We start from the raw sequence: 13,728 nt of genomic DNA, 5'->3' as shown, positions 1-13,728 counted from the left end.
TCCTCGAGCGGGTGCGCGCTCAGCCCTGGGGGCGAGCGGCGGGCGCCTCGCGCACCGCGAGCATCCCGCCCGCCAGGTTGTAGAGGTGGGTGAAGCCACGCTGGGCGAGCGCTCGCGCCGCCTTCGCGGAGCGTCCGCCAGAGCGGCAGATCAGCAGCAGCGGCTGCTCCCGTGGCCAGGAGGCGGAAGCGGCCTCCAGCGTCCCCAGCGGGACGAGCTCCGCTTCAGGCAGGTGGCCCAGGGGACCGGTGTACTCGTCCGGTTCGCGCACGTCGATGCGCCGCACCTCGGGGCCGAGCGTGTCCAGCTGCGACGGAGTGATGTCCTGATAGCAATGAGCGGTCATGGTCAGGTCTCCTCAAGAGGTCGAAGACTCGGAATCAAAGAGCTGTCGGAAAATCATGTTCGATGCCTCCTGTTCGTGAGAGCCAGGGGCGGGAAAAAGGGTTCAGGCTTCTCCTTTCGCAGTTGGGGGAGCAGGCAGCCGGCCGCCCGTCGCGGGGTGGCTCCGGCACCGTGGCCATCCCGCGGGAGAGGACCGTGAATCCTTTTTGGGGGATTCTGGCTCTCAGAAAGCATGACGAATTCCATCCTCCTTCCTCTCCTGGGCGGGGCGCTCATCGGCCTGAGCGCTTCCCTCCTGCTGTGGGCCAACGGCCGGGTGGCCGGCATCAGCGGCATCGTGGGCTCGGTGCTGGCGCCCATCCGCGGCGACGTCGCCTGGCGCCTGGTCTTCTTCGGAGGACTGCTCACCGGCGGCCTGCTGCTGGTGTGGCTGCGCCCCGGAGCCTTCGGTGCCCCGGCGTCTCTGGGCTCGAGCGGGATCGCGCTGCTGGCGGCGGCCGGGCTGCTGGTGGGCTTCGGCTCGCGGTTGGGCAACGGCTGCACCAGTGGGCATGGCATCTGCGGCATCAGCCGGGGATCCGTCCGCTCCATCGTCGCCACTCTCACGTTCATGGCCACGGGAGCCCTCACCGTCTTCCTGGCCCGCCACGTCTTCTAGACGGAGTTCCCCATGCGTCCCTTGATCAGCGCTTTTCTCAGCGGTCTCCTCTTCGCCCTGGGCCTGGGGCTCAGCGGCATGACGGACCCGGCCAACGTCCTCGGGTTTCTCGACATCGCTGGCGACTGGGACTTCCGCCTCGCCTTCGTGATGGTCGGCGCCATCGCCGTGCATGCGGCGCTGCGGCCCCTCATCCACAGGCGCGAGCGGCCCCTGTACGCCCCGAAGTTCCCCACCTTCTCCGTCACCGCGGTGGACTCGAAGCTCCTCGTGGGTTCGGCCCTCTTCGGGGTGGGGTGGGGGCTCGGTGGCTACTGCCCCGGGCCCGCGCTCACGTCGCTCGCCACCGGCGCCTCGCAGCTGCTCGTCTTCGTGCCCGCCATGTTCGCCGGCATGTACGTGGCCCAGGTGGTGCAGGCTCGGTCGGGCGCGAGCGCCCGGTCTGCGAGCCTGGGGGTGACGCCTCATCCGTAGCCCAGTCGGCCAGGCCCGCGCGGCGCCGAGAGACGGAGTTCGCTAGCCCTTTTCAGGGAAGTTGGTCAGCGAGTGGGCAGCGAAGGCAGACTCCAAAGAGGGTGTGAGCCAGCGGGCATGCCGGTGTTGTCGTGGACAGGAGGGGTCCGTCGCCTCGGCCCAGAGACCCCCGCCTGTGCGTTCCACTCCTCCCGCGCCGTCGGGCTCCGAGGCGCCGGCCTCCCGCGCGTCCATTGGCAGAGCGGTCTGGCTCTCACTGAGGACAGGCTCCCTGTCCCCGGCCGCTGAGGCTTCAAGGGAGGGGGGAGGTGGGCCTGCTTCGTCTGCTGCCGGGGCTTCCGAGGAGAACGGAGGCGCCCATGCAAGAAGCAGGGTGGGCGCGGAACAGAGGCTGTCTCGGACATTCCTGCTGGAGGAGCGAGGGGTGGGTGGGGCTGGAATGGATGCAGGGCTGCAGGAGGCCGCCTGGAACTCGCCAGCGGAGAGCGGAGCGGGCGGGGGAGGGGGAGAGTTCCGGTTCGAAGGGGGACACGCGTTGGTGCCCCCCTCCTCGTGGGCCGGGCCCCTGCCTGTCGGCCGGACTTGTTGCGAACTGGTATGACAAGCAGACCAGTTGCTGGCGTTTTCGCCCGACACGGGCACCTCCCCGGCAGGCGGTGGGGCCTTGGGCGCGGTGTGTGTGTCGCGCACCGGGGCCAGACGGTCGAGCAACGGCTCGTCAGCGGCCTTCAACAGCGCCGGCAGCTGTTGGCGCAGGGCCTGGGCGTCACGGTCGGCCAGGGCGTTGAACACGCACTGGGCCCACTGCTGGAGGGCCGCGGGTTGCAGCGCGGGGAGCAGCGCGTCCGCCAAGCCTCGGAAGGCCTTCTCCAACGACATCAGGAGCAGCAGGTGGCCGGGACGGTCCGCGCCTTGGGCCGCCAGCCTCAGCAGGTCGAACTCTCGCTCCACCCACCGGATGCGCTTCTCCTGCCAGCGGGCCTCATCTCTCAACGCGAAGCTGGCATTGAGCAGCAGCTCCACGTCTTGCTGGCTGGCGTGCTCGCAGCAGGCGGCCAGCAACTCCACTGTCACCTCGCGCTTGAGAGCGAAGTACCCTTCCAGCAGCGGCCGGCGGTCCATGTCTTTACGGCCTTCGGGCAGCAGCAGCTTCAGGCTCTCCAGCGACAGAGCTTCGCCCAGTGGCACCGTGCGACTCTGTCGCCCGGGGTGTTGGACGATGAGTCCTCTGGCGGCCAGCCCCTGGAGGGCTCCTCGGATGGTGGTGCGCGACACCCCATAGCGCTGGGCCATCTGCCGCTCGGAAGGGAGCCTGCCCTTGGGCCACTGCCCCAGGGCAATCGTTCGCTCCAGCTGCTCCGCCACTCTCGACACCAGCCCTTTGTGCTCCATCCTCGCCGCCCTCCTCGTCGCACGCCTCCTCCATCCAAGCAGAGGTCTCTGACAACGCGTGCCGCAGCCCCACCCAGGCTTGCGTCCGACCGGACTTCCCTGAAAGAGGTTAACTTCCCTATCGATCTGATGGGGACGTGGCAGGCACGCGAGGAGGCGGTGATGTCGAAGCGAACCGATGGGCAGTTGCTGGAGGCCGCTCGCTCGGGTGACGACAAGGCCGTGGAGGAGCTCCTCGCTCGCCACGAGAAGCAGGTCTATCGCTTTGGCCTGCGCATGTGCGGCTCCGAGGAGGATGCCAAGGAGGTCCTCCAGGAGACGCTGCTCGCGGCGTTCCGGGGCCTCCACACGTTCCGGGGCGAAGCGGCGCTGTCCACCTGGCTGTATCAGGTGGCCCGCACGCACTGCATCCGCCTGCGCCGCCGCCACGTCGGAGCACCCGAGGAGTTCCAGCCGCTTGATTCCGCCTCGGCCGCCCGCGTCGCCGCCGAGCAAGAGCCTCCCGACATGGTCTCCCACGCGCGGCAGGTGGGCGAGGTGCTGCAGGCGGCCATCCTCGCGCTGCCGGAGGCTCAGCGCGAGGTGCTCCTCCTCCGGGACGTGGAGGGGCTCACGGCGGAGGAGGCCGCCCAGGTCCTTGGGATCGAGGTCGCGGCGCTCAAGAGCCGACTGCACCGCGCGCGCCTCCAACTGCGCGAGCATCTCTCCACCCTCCTGGGAGAGAAATCCGAGGATCAGGCCCAGGGGTGCCCGGAGCTGGCGCAGGAGCTCTCGGCGTTCGCCGCGCAGGAGGTGGATCAGGCCACCTGTGTGCGCCTCGAGGACCATCTGTCGCGCTGCCCCCGCTGCGCTCAGGCGTGCGAGTCGCTCAAGCGCACGGTGTCCCTGTGCCGGGCCATCCCGGGCGATGAGGTGCCCGCCCCGGTCCGCGCGGCGGTGCGCCACGCGCTGTCACGGGCGTTGCAGTCCTGAAGGCGCGCAGAGAGCTCTCATTAGACAGAGTAGAGGAGGGCTTTCGCAGCGCGGCAAAGGCTGCGGTTTTCGGGCGGGAGAGCGCAAATCGTGCGCGCTCGGCCCCCGGAAACGGCGGCGCGCACGTCTGTTTCCCAGGCGATGAAGCAATGGCCCTTTGGTTGCAGCAGGAGCACGTGCACCGGGTGCTCTACCCGGGCTCCCCGCCGAGGAGGGGCACGCTGCGATGCACACAAGAGTTCCAGGCGAGTGGTGGCCAGGTGTTGCCCGCCTCATGACCGGGGTGCTGGGCGGGGTGCTGTTGCTGGCGCCTCCCGCGCTCGCGGAGGGGCCCTCTCCGGCCGCGGCGCTCTTCACCCAGCGTTGTCGGAGCTGTCACACGCTGGGTGAGGGAGACAAGGTCGGTCCCGAGCTCCTGGGCGTGATGGAGCGCCGGGAGGAGGCGTGGCTCACGCGCTTCCTGGCGAGCCCGGGGGCGATGATCGACAGCGGCGATGCCACGGCCGTGTCGCTGCTCCAGAAGTTCAACGGCGTGCGGATGCCGGACATGCAGCTGTCCGACGAGCAGCGCCAGCAGCTCTTCGCGTACTTCCGGGAATGCACGAAGAAGGGGGGCTGCAAGCCCTCCGCCGCGGAGCGGATGGCCAGCGACGCGACGCCCGAGGAGATCGACCGGGGCCGGCGTCTCTTCGAGGGAGGTGAGCCGCTGGCCAGGGGCGGAGCCGCATGCATCGGCTGCCACGACGTGCGCGGCCTCGGGGTGGCGGGCGGCGGGACGCTGGCCAGGGACCTGACGTTCTCCTTCGCGCGCCTGGGCGATCGGGGCATGAGCCCCGTGCTCGAGAAGCTGGAGCAAGGCGTGATGCAGGGGCTGTACGCGCAGGCGCCCCTCACCGAGCAGGAGCAGTACGAGCTCAAGGCCTTCCTGGCCCACGTCTCGCGCGATGGGACGCCGCCGCGCGCGGACCGCGACTTCTTCTACCTGGGCGTGGTGGGGCTGCTCGCCGCGCTGGGCTTCATCGGGATCGTCCGGGGTGGGCATGCAGACGCGCCTCCCGCCGCCGGCAAACCTCGAGGTGACACGTGAGCGCGACCTTCCTCTATGTCTATCTCCCCTACGCGGCGCTGCTCGCGTGCGCGGTGGGAGTGACGCGTCGGCTCCAGACGGCGGGAGCGCGCGCGCGGAAGGCCGAGCCTCGGCCCTGGGCGCCGGGCACGCTGGCCCTGGTGGTGGGCGCGGGCATCGTCGCCCTGAACCACGTGGCGGGCTGGGTGCTGCCGGGAGCGATGCGGGCGTTCCACTCCTCGCCCCCGCGCCTCTTCGCCTTCGAGGCGGTGAGCCTCATCGGCGGCATGCTGCTGACGTGGGGCCTGGTGCAGGTGCTCGTGCGGCGGATGCGCGAGGGGCAGGCCTCGTGGGGCCTGCGGACGGTGTATGCGCTGCTGCTCCTGCAGTGCGTGTGCGGCCTGGTGATGGCCGTGGGCGTGCGGTGGGGCGCGCTGTGGTCGCTGGATGTGGTGACGCCGTACCTGCGCTCCCTGCTGTTCCTGAAGCCGGATGCGACGCTCATCCTCCAGGCGCCCGCGGTGCTGCGCCTGCACCTCCTGCTGGGCTTCGCGCTGCTCGCCGTGGCCCCCTTCATCCAGGCGCGGCGCGCCTCCGAGCCGGTGGCGGCGACCACCCCCGAGGAGCCGCTCCTTGCTTCCCGCAAGCAGGAGACCGCCACTCGAGCGGAGTCATGACCATGATCGATCTTCGCACTCTCCTCCCGCTGTCCGCGCTCGCGCTGTGCGCCGGGTGCAGCGGGCCGGTGAACAACCAGCAGGGCTACATGCCCGAGCAGCCGGTGGCCTTCTCCCACGCCGTCCACGCCGGGCACTACGAGGTGGACTGCCAGTACTGCCACGCGGGAGCGGAGCGCAGCCGGCACGCCGGCGTTCCGCCGAGCACCGTGTGCATGAACTGCCACACGCACGTGAAGACGGACTCGCCGGAGATCCAGAAGGTGGCCACCGCCGTGAAGGAAGGGCGGCCCATCGAGTGGGTGCGCGTGCACCGGCTGCCGGACCACGCCTGGTTCAGTCACGCCAACCACGTCACCGCTGGCCTGAAGTGTCAGACCTGTCACGGCCCCGTGGAGCAGATGGTCCGCGTGGAGCAGGCGGAGCCGATGACGATGGGCTGGTGCCTCGACTGCCACCGGAAGACGCTCGAGTCGCAGGTGTCCGTGGCGCCCGCCCTGGCCCCTCGCTCGGGGGAGTTGCTCGCCGTGAGCAGGGCGCCGCCCGCGCCGGACGCGCACCCCGCGCCCGCGACGCCGACCCGCATCCTCCAGCCGCCGACCGACTGCTCCGCCTGCCACCGCTGAGGAACACCCACCATGTCCGACGAGAGCAAGCAGTACTGGCTGAGCCTCGAGCAGCGCGCCGGTGAGGCCGCCGTCCTCGAGAAGGCTCGCGATGAGTTCCCCGAGACGCTGCCCGTGGGAGTGGCCGCCGTGCCTCCCGACAAGAGCAGCCGCCGGGATTTCTTCAAGGTGATGGGCCTGAGCGCCGCGGCCGCGATGACGGCGTGCCAGCGCGCTCCGGTGCAGAAGGTCATCCCCTTCGTCGCGCCGCCGGAGGAGCAGAGCCCGGGGCTCTCGCTCTGGTACGCGTCCACGTGCGCCGGGTGCAGCGCTGGCTGCGGAGTGCTGGTCAAGGCCCGCGACGGTCGCCCCATCAAGATCGAGGGCAACGAGGAGCACCCGCTCTCGCGCGGGGGCGTCTGCGCCACCGGCCAGGCCTCGGTACTGTCGCTCTACGACGCCAGCCGCGCCCGGGGGCCGTCGACGGGCGGCGCGGGGACGAGCTGGAAGGCCCTGGACACCGCCGTGACGGGCGCGCTTCGGAAGGTGGCCGAGGAGGGCAAGGCCATCCGGCTGGTGCTGCCCTGGAGGCTGGGGCCCACCGAGGAGGCCGCGGTGAAGCGCTTCCTGGCCGCGTACCCCACGGCGCGCGTGGTGCGCTACGAGGCGCTCGGGGAGCTGGAGGCCCTCGCGGAGGCCCAGGAGATCACCCACGGCGTCCGCGCCGTGCCCGACTTCCGCTTCGACCGGGCAACCGTCATCGCCAGCTTCGGCGCGGACTTCCTGGGGACGTGGGTGTCTCCGGTGGCCTTCACGCGCCAGTACACGGAGGCCCGGGATGCGGCGGGCCGGCGCGAGATGGCGCGGCACTGGCAATTCGAGCCGCTGATGTCGCTCACCGGCGCCAGCGCGGACCGGCGCGTGCCGCTGGCCCCGTCGGAGTTCGTCCCGGCCCTCGGAGGGCTGGTGCGGAGGCTGGCCGCGAAGGCCGGACAGACGCTCCCGGGGATTGACGGACTGCCCGCGCCGAAGATCGACGCGGCGAAGCTGGACGAGCTCGCCGAGGCGCTCTGGACGGCTCGCGAGCGGGGCCTGGTGGTCTGCGGAGGAGATGACGTCGCCGCGCAGGTGCTCGCCAGCGTGGCCAACGCGCTGCTCGGCAACGAGGGCTCCACCGTCTCCCTGGCGGAGAGCGTGGCGCTGGAGGAGGGGACGCAGGGCTTTGGCGCGCTGCTGGACGAGCTGAAGGCAGGCACGGTGGGCGCGGTGCTCTTCCACCGCGTCAACCCGGCCTACAGCCATCCGCGAGGAAAGGAGCTGGCGGAGCTGCTCAAGGGCGTGGCGGTGACGGTGGCGATGGGCGACCGGCTCGACGAGACGGCCTCGCTGGCGAGCCACCACGCGCCGGACCACGATCCGCTGGAGTCCTGGGGCGATGCCGAGCCCCGGCGGGGCGTGCTGAGCCTGCGCCAGCCGGTGGTGGCTCCGCTGTTCGAGACGCGCAGCGCGGTGGAGTCGCTGCTCGCGTGGGCGGGGACGCCGCAGGGGTACTACGAGCTGCTGCGGGCCCGCTGGGAGGCCGAGGTCTTCCCGAGCGCCGCTTCCGCGGGGCAGTCCTTCCAGGCCTTCTGGGACGATGCAGTGCGCCGGGGCGTGGTGACGTACGCCGCGAAGGCACAGGCCCTCTCGCCCGGCTTCCGGACGGAAGGGCTGGCGCAGGCCCTGGCCCGCGTCTCCCCGCCGGGTGGGGAGCTGGAGCTGGTGCTCTACCCGAAGGTGGCGCTGCGCGACGGCACGCTGGCCAACAACGGCTGGCTCCAGGAGATGCCGGATCCCATCAGCAAGGTCACCTGGGGCAACTACGTCTGCATCGCGCCGTCCCGCGCGGAGAAGCTCGGCATCCAGGACGGGATGGTGGTGCAGGTGAGGGTGGGGGAGCGGATGCTGGAGGCGCCAGCGCTCGTCCAGGCCGGCACGCACCCGGATGTGCTGGGGATCGCGGTGGGGTATGGCCGCACGAAGGCCGGCAAGGTGGCGGACGGGGTGGGCTCCAACGCCTTCACCCTCGCGGCGGTGGTGGATGGGCGGGTGCGGCGCACGGTGGGTGGGGCGAAGCTCACGGTGACCACGGACCGGCGGCCGCTGGCGCTCACGCAGACGCACCACACGCTCGAGGGGCGCTCGCACGTGCGCGAGGCGGAGCTGGCGGCCTTCCTCGCCAACCCGCGCGCGGGCAACGAGGCGCACGGGGGACACGGCGGCAAGCACTCGCTCTCGCTGTGGTCCGGCCACGAGTACAAGGGCCACCGCTGGGGCCTGGCGGTGGACCTGAGCGCGTGCACGGGCTGCTCGGCGTGCGTGGTGTCCTGCCAGGCGGAGAACAACATCCCCATCGTGGGCCAGGACGAGGCGCTGCGCCGCCGCGAGATGCACTGGATGCGCATCGACCGGTACTACGCCGGCGAGCCGGACAACCCCCAGGTGGTGCACCAGCCGATGATGTGCCAGCACTGCGAGAACGCGCCGTGCGAGACGGTGTGCCCGGTGCTCGCCACGGTGCACTCCAGCGAGGGGCTCAACCAGCAGGTCTACAACCGCTGCGTCGGCACGCGGTACTGCGCCAACAACTGCCCCACCAAGGTCCGCCGCTTCAACTGGTTCGACTACAAGCATGACGAGCCGCTCGAGCGCATGGTGCTCAACCCGGACGTCGTCGTGCGCAGCCGCGGCGTGATGGAGAAGTGCTCCCTGTGCGTGCAGCGCATCCAGGAGGGCAAGGCCACCGCCCGGCGCGAGGGCCGCGAGCCTCGGGACGGAGAGATCCGCACCGCGTGCCAGCAGAGCTGCCCCGCGCAGGCCATCCACTTCGGGGACCTGAATGACCCGGAGAGCGAGGTGGCGCGGCTCGCCAGGGATGGGCGTGCCTTCCGGCTCCTGGAGGAGCTGAACATCGGTCCTGTCGTCACCTACCTCACGAAGATCCGGAACACCGGATCCGGGAGCGGCTCATGAGCAACTCGCACCTCTCTCCCCTCCGCGTCCCGCTCGTCTCCGAGGAGCGCAGCCTCGGGCAGCTCACGGAGGAGATCTGCGCTCCCATGGAGCGTCGTCCCACCCGGGCGTGGTGGGTGGCCTTCGCCATCGCCTTCGCGCTGCTCGCCATCGGCGTGGGCATGGTGGCCTACGAGGTCTCCACCGGCATCGGTGTCTGGGGCCTGAACAAGACGGTGGGCTGGGCGTTCGACATCACCAACTTCGTGTTCTGGGTGGGCATCGGCCACGCGGGCACGCTCATCTCCGCCATCCTCTTCCTCTTCCGGCAGAAGTGGCGCACGAGCATCAACCGCGCCGCCGAGGCGATGACGCTGTTCGCCGTCATGTGCGCCGCCGTCTTCCCCGTCATCCACATGGGCCGGCCCTGGCTCTTCTTCTGGGTGTTCCCGTACCCGAACGAGCGCGGCAGCCTGTGGGTGAACTTCCGCTCGCCGCTGCTGTGGGACGTGTTCGCCATCAGCACGTACTTCACCATCTCGCTGGTGTTCTGGTACGTGGGCCTCATCCCGGACCTGGCCACGGTGAGGGATCGGGCCAAGGGGCTGCGGCAGAAGCTCTTCCGGGTGCTCTCGCTGGGGTGGACGGGCTCGCACCGGACGTGGTCCCGCTACGAGACGGTGTACCTGCTGCTGGCGGGCCTGGCCACGCCGCTGGTGCTGTCGGTGCACACCATCGTGTCCATGGACTTCGCCACCTCCATCATCCCCGGGTGGCACACCACCATCTTCCCGCCGTACTTCGTGGCGGGCGCGGTGTTCTCCGGCTTCGCCATGGTGCTGACGCTGATGATCATCACCCGCAAGGTGCTGGGCTACGAGCACCTCATCACCGTGCGCCACCTGGAGAACATGACGAAGGTCATCATCGTCACCGGCGGCATCGTGTCCCTGGCCTACGGCACGGAGGTGTTCATCGCCTGGTACTCGGGCAACGAGTACGAGCGCTTCACCTTCCTCAACCGCGCCTTCGGCCCGTACGCGTGGGCCTACTGGACGATGGTGACGTGCAACGTGGTGTCGCCGCACCTGTTCTGGTTCAAGAAGGTGCGCACCTCGCCCGCCGCCATCTTCGTCCTGTCGCTGGTGATCAACGTGGGCATGTGGTTCGAGCGCTTCGTCATCATCGTCACGTCGCTGCACCGCGACTTCCTGCCGTCGAGCTGGTCCATGTACACGCCCACGGTCATCGAGGTGGGCACCTTCATCGGCACCTTCGGCCTGTTCTTCACCCTGTTCCTGCTCTTCACGCGGGTGCTGCCCATCATCTCCATCGGCGAGGTGAAGAGCGTGCTCGGCTTCGCCCGAGGCCACAGCCCCGCGCATGAGCCCTCCACCCACGGTGAGCCGCGGCGGCACGACACGCCCGAGCCCATTGCGGCGGAGGTGCCCTCGCCGGTGCTCGTGGGGCTGGCGACTCGAAAGGATGTGGCGGTATGAGCTCCTCCGTTCTCATCGGCTACTTCGACAACGAGGACAAGATCCTCGACGCGACCCGGGCGGCGCACCAGGCGGGCTACCCGGTGCATGACGTGTACACGCCCTACGCGGTGCACGGCATGGACGAGGCCATGGGCCTGCGGCCCTCGCGACTCACCTACGTGTGCTTCGCGGCGGGGCTGCTGGGCGGCTCGCTGGCGCTGGCGCTGCAGCTCTACACGTCCGTGGTGAGCTGGCCGCTCAACGTGGGTGGCAAGCCCTTCAACTCGCTGCCCGCGTTCATCCCCGTGACGTTCGAGCTGACGGTGCTGTTCGCGGGCCTCATCACCGTGGCGGCCTTCCTGGCGCGCAGCCGGCTGTTCCCCGGCAGCCGCCGGCTGACGCTGCCCCGAGTGACGGATGACCGCTTCGCGCTGGTGCTCGGCGCCCGTCAGGGGGAGCAGGCGCACCATGCCGTGGAGGACATGTTGCGCAGGCATGGGGCGGTGGAGCTGTCCTGGAAGGAGATGCCGTCATGAAGCGGGCCCTGGGATGCGCCGCGGTGGCGCTGCTGGCCACCAGCTGCGAGCAGGACGTGTCGAAGCCCAACTACGAGTACTCGCCGGACATGGTGGGTGCCGTGGCCTACGAGAGCTTCTCTCCCAACCCCGTCACGAAGGACGGGCGGACGCTGATGCTGCCCGCTCCGGGAAGCCTGGCGCGCAGCCAGATGCCCCACCACTTCAAGGCCGGGCCCGAGGAGGCCGCCCGCGCCGGACGCGAGCTGAAGAATCCCTACCCGGCCTCTCCCGAGGTGCTGGCGCGCGGGAAGATGGCCTTCGCGCGCTACTGCTCGCCGTGCCATGGCAGCGGGGGGCTGGGCGACGGGCTCGTCACGGCGCGCTTCCCCAGCCCTCCGTCGCTCCTGGCGGATCACGCCCGAGGGCTGCCGGATGGGCAGCTCTTCCACATCGTCACCCATGGCCAGGGGCTGATGCCCGCCCACGGCTCGCAGGTGATGCCGGAGGATCGGTGGAAGATCGTCCACTTCATCCGCTCGCTCCAGAACCCGCAGCAGACCGCACGGCAGGAGGCGCCATGAGCTCCCCGGGATTCGTCGTCAGTCCGATGGTTCGCAAAGGCGCGTGGGGTGCCGCCGCGCTGGGGCTCGCGGGCCTGGGCGCGGGCCTCGCGCTGGAGCCCACGCGCGCGCTCACCAGCCTGCTCACCAGCGGGTTCTACTTCCTGTGCCTGGGGCTGGGCGGGCTGGTGTTCCTCGCCTTGATGTACGTGGCGAACGCTGGCTGGGCCACGGTGTTCAAGCGCGTCCCCGAGGCGTTCGCCTCCTACGTCCCCGTGGGCGCCGTGACGATGCTGGCGGTGGTGCCGGGCGCCTCCGCGCTCTACCTCTGGGCCCGCCCGGGAGTGATGGAGCAGGACCATCTGCTCCACACGAAGGCGGCGTTCCTCAACGTGCCGTTCTTCGCGGTGCGGATGGTGGTCATCCTCGGGCTGTGGTGCGTGTTCGCGTGGGCGCTGCGGCGCAACTCGCTGCGGCAGGACACGGAGCGGACGGAGGAGGGGACGCGGCGCAACGTCACGGTCTCGGCGCTCTTCCTGGTCCTGTTCGGCATCACGTTCTGCCTGGCGGCGTTCGACTGGCTGATGAGCCTGGAGCCGCACTGGTTCAGCACCATCTACGGGCTCTACAACATCGCCGGGCTGCTCTCCTCGAGCGTGTGCGCGCTGACGGTGGCGGTCATCCTGCTGCGCCGCTCCGGGGCGATGCCGTCGGTCAACACCAGCCACCTGCATGACCTGGGCAAGCTGATGTTCGGGTTCGCCACGCTGTGGGCCTACCTCTGGTTCTCGCAGTTCCTGCTCATCTGGTACTCGAACCTGCCGGAGGAGACCGTCTACTTCGTGGCCCGGACGCACGGCGGGTGGACGGTGCCCTTCTACGCGAACCTGGTGATCAACTGGGCGCTGCCGTTCCTGCTGCTGCTGCCGCGCACGGCCAAGCGCAGCGAGTCGCACCTGCTGCGCGTGGCGGGGATCCTCCTGCTGGGCCGTTGGCTGGACGTGTACCTGATGGTGGCTCCGGCCAACATGCCCGAGCGCCTCGGGGTGGGCCTGTACGAGCTGGCCGGCTTCGTGGGCCTGGGCGGGCTGTTCGTGCTGGCGGTGACGCGCGCGGTGCAGTCGGCGCCCCTGGTTCCGCAGGGAGACCCGTACCTCGTGGAGAGCGTGCACCACCACACGTGAGCTCCCCGAGACCGTAGCCCTCGAGCTGCCCGATCAGACGGCCCCTTCGAGCCGCCTGGTCAGTGGCAGCTCGGCTTTTCAGGAGTTCCCAGCGCCCGGTAGACGAGCACCGCCGCCGCGGCCAGGGGCAGCGCCCGCTGGAGCAGGAACGTGGCGATGCGCGGCCGGTGCCGCCACAGCCCCGTCTGGAGCTGGGCCCCCAACAACGCGGGCAGGCCCCCCAGGGCGAAGGCGCCGAGCACCAGCGCCCCCCCCGAGAAGGAGCCGCTCGCCAGCGCCGCCGCGAAGACTCCATACAGCAGGCCACAGGGCAGCAGCGGCGTCACCGCACCCATTGCGCCGGCTCTCCCCACGAACGAAAGTTTTGCGCCGAGCCGGGAGACGGCACCCACGAGCCGGGACAACCCGGGCAGGGGCCGGAGCCGCTTGCCCACCTCCAGCGCGGAGGCGGTGAGCGCCGCGGCCATCAGCCAGGGCAACGCGGGGCGCAGGGAGACGTCCAGCGTCCGCGCGACGCCACTGCCGAGCGCCCCCAGCGTACCTCCCACCACCATATAGGCCGCCACGCGCCCGCCCTGGTACGCGAGCACCGCCCGGCGCCTCTCGGGGCCTGGCGCCAGGGGGAGGCCCGCGCACGCCAGGGGGCCGCACATCAGCAGGCAGTGGACGCTGCCGGTGAGGCCCACGGTGAACGCCCCGAGCGAGCCGGCAAGCACTGCCGGTGAAGGGGGGGGCATCTGTCCGAGCAGCAGCGCTGGGGCTTCGAGGAGGGTCATGCCCCGGCTTCTCGCAACGGGCATGCCGT

14 protein-coding genes are annotated in these 13,728 nt (G+C 70.5%); 11 read left to right on the top strand and 3 right to left on the bottom strand.

Going from position 1 to position 13,728, the window contains the following annotated elements; all coding sequences use genetic code 11:
* Positions 1–19: 19 nt before the first annotated feature.
* Positions 20–346, bottom strand: coding sequence for a rhodanese-like domain-containing protein (locus KY572_RS12515; RefSeq protein WP_224242808.1), 327 nt, complete (start codon positions 344–346; stop codon positions 20–22).
* Positions 347–577: 231 nt separating this feature from the next.
* Between KY572_RS12515 and KY572_RS12510 the strand changes: the two genes are divergently transcribed.
* On the top strand, positions 578–1,003 hold the full coding sequence (locus tag KY572_RS12510) for a YeeE/YedE family protein (RefSeq protein WP_224242807.1): 426 nt from the start codon (positions 578–580) through the stop codon (positions 1,001–1,003).
* 12 nt (positions 1,004–1,015) lie between these two features.
* A complete protein-coding gene (locus KY572_RS12505) occupies positions 1,016–1,477 on the top strand; it encodes a DUF6691 family protein (RefSeq protein ID WP_224242806.1) in 462 nt (153 codons plus the stop codon).
* A gap of 42 nt (positions 1,478–1,519) precedes the next feature.
* On the opposite strand, the gene KY572_RS12500 is transcribed toward KY572_RS12505, so the two are convergent.
* Positions 1,520–2,869, bottom strand: a complete 1,350-nt coding sequence (locus KY572_RS12500) for a FadR/GntR family transcriptional regulator (RefSeq protein ID WP_224242805.1) — start codon at positions 2,867–2,869, stop codon at positions 1,520–1,522.
* A 162-nt stretch (positions 2,870–3,031) separates the two neighbouring features.
* Between KY572_RS12500 and KY572_RS12495 the strand changes: the two genes are divergently transcribed.
* The 9 genes from KY572_RS12495 to KY572_RS12455 all read left to right on the top strand — a co-directional run bounded on the left by KY572_RS12495 (position 3,032) and on the right by KY572_RS12455 (position 12,923).
* The gene (locus tag KY572_RS12495) at positions 3,032–3,841 is read left to right on the top strand and encodes a sigma-70 family RNA polymerase sigma factor (RefSeq protein WP_224242804.1); all 810 of its coding nucleotides are present in this window, start codon (positions 3,032–3,034) and stop codon (positions 3,839–3,841) included.
* Between the two features lie 274 nt (positions 3,842–4,115).
* Entirely contained in the window at positions 4,116–4,928 is an 813-nt protein-coding gene (locus tag KY572_RS12490) for a c-type cytochrome (RefSeq protein ID WP_224242803.1), read from the top strand.
* A complete protein-coding gene (locus KY572_RS12485) occupies positions 4,925–5,584 on the top strand; it encodes a respiratory nitrate reductase subunit gamma (protein WP_224242802.1) in 660 nt (219 codons plus the stop codon). Before KY572_RS12490 ends, KY572_RS12485 begins: the two co-directional genes overlap by 4 nt.
* Before the next feature lie 2 nt (positions 5,585–5,586).
* Positions 5,587–6,210 carry a cytochrome c3 family protein gene (locus KY572_RS12480; RefSeq protein ID WP_224242801.1) on the top strand — a complete coding sequence of 208 codons (624 nt, stop codon included), beginning with the start codon at positions 5,587–5,589 and terminating at the stop codon, positions 6,208–6,210.
* Between the two features lie 12 nt (positions 6,211–6,222).
* Positions 6,223–9,201 carry a TAT-variant-translocated molybdopterin oxidoreductase gene (locus tag KY572_RS12475; protein WP_224242800.1) on the top strand — a complete coding sequence of 993 codons (2,979 nt, stop codon included), beginning with the start codon at positions 6,223–6,225 and terminating at the stop codon, positions 9,199–9,201.
* The gene (gene nrfD, locus KY572_RS12470) at positions 9,198–10,679 is read left to right on the top strand and encodes an NrfD/PsrC family molybdoenzyme membrane anchor subunit (protein WP_224242799.1); all 1,482 of its coding nucleotides are present in this window, start codon (positions 9,198–9,200) and stop codon (positions 10,677–10,679) included. The genes KY572_RS12475 and nrfD overlap by 4 nt, the downstream gene beginning before the upstream one ends.
* Positions 10,676–11,197: a DUF3341 domain-containing protein gene (locus KY572_RS12465; RefSeq protein WP_224242798.1), complete on the top strand. Its 522-nt coding sequence runs from the start codon at positions 10,676–10,678 to the stop codon at positions 11,195–11,197. The genes nrfD and KY572_RS12465 overlap by 4 nt, the downstream gene beginning before the upstream one ends.
* Positions 11,194–11,760, top strand: coding sequence for a c-type cytochrome (locus tag KY572_RS12460; protein ID WP_224242797.1), 567 nt, complete (start codon positions 11,194–11,196; stop codon positions 11,758–11,760). The genes KY572_RS12465 and KY572_RS12460 overlap by 4 nt, the downstream gene beginning before the upstream one ends.
* Positions 11,757–12,923, top strand: coding sequence for a hypothetical protein (locus KY572_RS12455; RefSeq protein ID WP_224242796.1), 1,167 nt, complete (start codon positions 11,757–11,759; stop codon positions 12,921–12,923). The genes KY572_RS12460 and KY572_RS12455 overlap by 4 nt, the downstream gene beginning before the upstream one ends.
* Positions 12,924–12,982: 59 nt before the next feature.
* Here the strand turns inward: KY572_RS12455 and KY572_RS12450 are convergent, their stop codons facing one another.
* Entirely contained in the window at positions 12,983–13,699 is a 717-nt protein-coding gene (locus tag KY572_RS12450) for a sulfite exporter TauE/SafE family protein (protein WP_224242795.1), read from the bottom strand.
* Between the last annotated feature and the right edge of the window lie 29 nt (positions 13,700–13,728).

The sequence above is a fragment of the Hyalangium gracile genome (genome assembly GCF_020103725.1).
Classification (GTDB): domain Bacteria; phylum Myxococcota; class Myxococcia; order Myxococcales; family Myxococcaceae; genus Hyalangium; species Hyalangium gracile.
The sequence above is the reverse complement of the archived record's forward strand: the minus strand, read 5'-3'. Positions and strand labels throughout refer to the sequence as shown.

What these genes read in the sequence shown, in the direction of transcription:
- KY572_RS12515 (WP_224242808.1), bottom strand. Translation starts at nt 346, where the DNA reads ATGACCGCTCATTGCTATCAGGACATCACTCCGTCGCAGCTGGACACG.
- KY572_RS12510 (WP_224242807.1), top strand. Translation starts at nt 578, where the DNA reads ATGACGAATTCCATCCTCCTTCCTCTCCTGGGCGGGGCGCTCATCGGC.
- KY572_RS12505 (WP_224242806.1), top strand. Translation starts at nt 1,016, where the DNA reads ATGCGTCCCTTGATCAGCGCTTTTCTCAGCGGTCTCCTCTTCGCCCTG.
- KY572_RS12500 (WP_224242805.1), bottom strand. Translation starts at nt 2,869, where the DNA reads ATGGAGCACAAAGGGCTGGTGTCGAGAGTGGCGGAGCAGCTGGAGCGA.
- KY572_RS12495 (WP_224242804.1), top strand. Translation starts at nt 3,032, where the DNA reads ATGTCGAAGCGAACCGATGGGCAGTTGCTGGAGGCCGCTCGCTCGGGT.
- KY572_RS12490 (WP_224242803.1), top strand. Translation starts at nt 4,116, where the DNA reads ATGACCGGGGTGCTGGGCGGGGTGCTGTTGCTGGCGCCTCCCGCGCTC.
- KY572_RS12480 (WP_224242801.1), top strand. Translation starts at nt 5,587, where the DNA reads ATGATCGATCTTCGCACTCTCCTCCCGCTGTCCGCGCTCGCGCTGTGC.
- KY572_RS12475 (WP_224242800.1), top strand. Translation starts at nt 6,223, where the DNA reads ATGTCCGACGAGAGCAAGCAGTACTGGCTGAGCCTCGAGCAGCGCGCC.
- nrfD (WP_224242799.1), top strand. Translation starts at nt 9,198, where the DNA reads ATGAGCAACTCGCACCTCTCTCCCCTCCGCGTCCCGCTCGTCTCCGAG.
- KY572_RS12465 (WP_224242798.1), top strand. Translation starts at nt 10,676, where the DNA reads ATGAGCTCCTCCGTTCTCATCGGCTACTTCGACAACGAGGACAAGATC.
- KY572_RS12460 (WP_224242797.1), top strand. Translation starts at nt 11,194, where the DNA reads ATGAAGCGGGCCCTGGGATGCGCCGCGGTGGCGCTGCTGGCCACCAGC.
- KY572_RS12455 (WP_224242796.1), top strand. Translation starts at nt 11,757, where the DNA reads ATGAGCTCCCCGGGATTCGTCGTCAGTCCGATGGTTCGCAAAGGCGCG.
- KY572_RS12450 (WP_224242795.1), bottom strand. Translation starts at nt 13,699, where the DNA reads ATGACCCTCCTCGAAGCCCCAGCGCTGCTGCTCGGACAGATGCCCCCC.